Raw genomic sequence first — 1,957 nt, forward strand, 5'->3', positions numbered from 1 at the left:
GCCACTGCTCCCCGTACACCTGCGAAGACCGGGACCATCGGCCAGAGCTTCACGGGCTGGGTGCATTAACCAGCCCCTCAGAACGACTCCACCGGCACCACGTCCCACCAGCGGGGACGCCACGAACACCCAAGAGGACCCAAGAGGACGGGACAGCCATGCCTTCTTTCGACACTCCCCAGCCGATCGCGGTCACCGCCCAAGTGGACGCGGGATCCATCCAGTTCGCCGCGGCCGACCGCGCCGACACCGTCGTGGACGTGGCTCCCCGTGACCCGCACAAGCGCCAGGACGTGCGGGCCGCCGAGCAGACCGAGGTCACCTGCTCGGGCGGCAAGCTGCACATCAGGACGCCCAAGCAGCGCTACCTCATCGGGCCCACCGGCACCGTCGACGTGACGGTCGAACTGCCCACGGGCTCGGACGTCGAACTGACCGGCGCCTGGACCCAGGTGCTCGGGGGCGGCAGGCTCGGCGAGGTCCGCGTGAAGACCTCGTCCGGTGACGTCCGCCTCGACACGACCGGGCCGCTCCACCTGACCGCCTCCCACGGCTCGATCAGCGTCGACCGGGCCGAGGGCTCCGCCGAGATCATCACCAGCTCCGGCAGCCTGCGCGTCGGCACCGTCGACGGCACCGCAGTCCTGAAGAACTCGCACGGCTCCACGACCGTCGGCGCCGTGACCGGCGACCTGCGGGTGAGCGGCGCGAACGGCGACATCACCATCGAGCGCGCCGAGGGCTCGGTCGCCGCCACCACCGCGCACGGCACCCTGCGCGTCGACGAAGTCTCCCGTGGCACCGTCCAGTTGGAGACCAATTACGGCGCCATCGACATCGGCATCCGCGAGGGCACCGCCGCCTGGCTCGACGTCAGCTCCGGCCGCGGGCAGGTGCGCAACACGCTCACCGCGTCCGAGACCCCGGAGAAGACCGGGGACACCGTCGAGGTCCGCGCCCGGACCCGCTGGGGCAACATCGACGTCCGCCGCGCCCGCGCCTGAGCGTCCACGCCCCGCGCCATCCCGTCACCCCATCCCCGCAGCTCCGTAGCTCCGTCGCTCCATTCCCATCACTCCGTGCCAGCCTTCGATCGGGAGGGCCCATGCCTTCATCTGTCATGCCCACGTCCAGTCAGAACGGCGATCTGCAGCCGCCCGCCGCCGTCTCCGCCCTCGGTATGCGCAAGTCGTACGGCGACAAGACCGTGCTCGACGGCATCGACCTGCGCATCCCGGCCGGGTCCGTCTTCGCTCTGCTGGGGCCGAACGGCGCCGGCAAGACCACCGCGGTGAAGATCCTGTCCACGCTCATCACCGCCGACGGCGGTCAGGCCCAGATCGCGGGCCACGACGTCGCCACCTCACCGCAGTCGGTCCGCGCGGCGATCGGGGTGACCGGGCAGTTCTCCGCGGTCGACGGCCTGATCACCGGCGAGGAGAACATGCTCCTCATGGCCGACCTGCACCACCTCTCCAAGCAAGAGGGGCGGCGGGTGGCGGCCGAACTCCTGGAACGCTTCGACCTGGTGGAGGCCGCCAAGAAGCCCGCCTCCACCTACTCAGGCGGCATGAAGCGCCGCCTGGACATCGCCATGACCCTGGTCGGCAACCCGCGGATCATCTTCCTCGACGAGCCCACCACCGGCCTCGACCCCCGAAGCCGCCACAACATGTGGGGCATCATCCGCGAGCTCGTCACCGACGGCGTCACCGTCTTCCTCACCACCCAGTACCTCGAAGAGGCCGACGAACTCGCCGACCGCATCGCCGTACTCAACAACGGCAAGATCGCCGCCGAGGGGAGTGCCGAGGAATTGAAGCGGCTCATCCCCGGCGGACACATCCGCCTCCGCTTCACCGACCCGGACGCGTACGAGTCCGCCGCCACCGCCCTGCGCGAAGTCACCTGCGACGAGGAGGCCCTGTCCCTGCAGATCCCCAGCGACGGCAGCCAG

The 1,957-nt window shown here is 70.2% G+C and carries 2 protein-coding genes; both read left to right on the plus strand.

What is annotated here, in order from left to right; all coding sequences use genetic code 11:
* Window positions 1–158 precede the first annotated feature (158 nt).
* Window positions 159–1,004 carry a DUF4097 family beta strand repeat-containing protein gene (locus ACZ5CR_RS44090; protein WP_468868980.1) on the plus strand — a complete coding sequence of 282 codons (846 nt, stop codon included), beginning with the start codon at window positions 159–161 and terminating at the stop codon, window positions 1,002–1,004.
* A gap of 116 nt (window positions 1,005–1,120) precedes the next feature.
* Window positions 1,121–1,957, plus strand: an 837-nt coding sequence (locus ACZ5CR_RS44095; protein ID WP_468868983.1) for an ATP-binding cassette domain-containing protein, incomplete at its 3' end; no start/stop codon positions are given.

Source organism: Streptomyces sp. NPDC031274 (assembly GCF_055570235.1).

Coding starts and splice junctions, on each gene's coding strand:
- ACZ5CR_RS44090 (WP_468868980.1), top strand. CDS start 159: ATGCCTTCTTTCGACACTCCCCAGCCGATCGCGGTCACCGCCCAAGTG.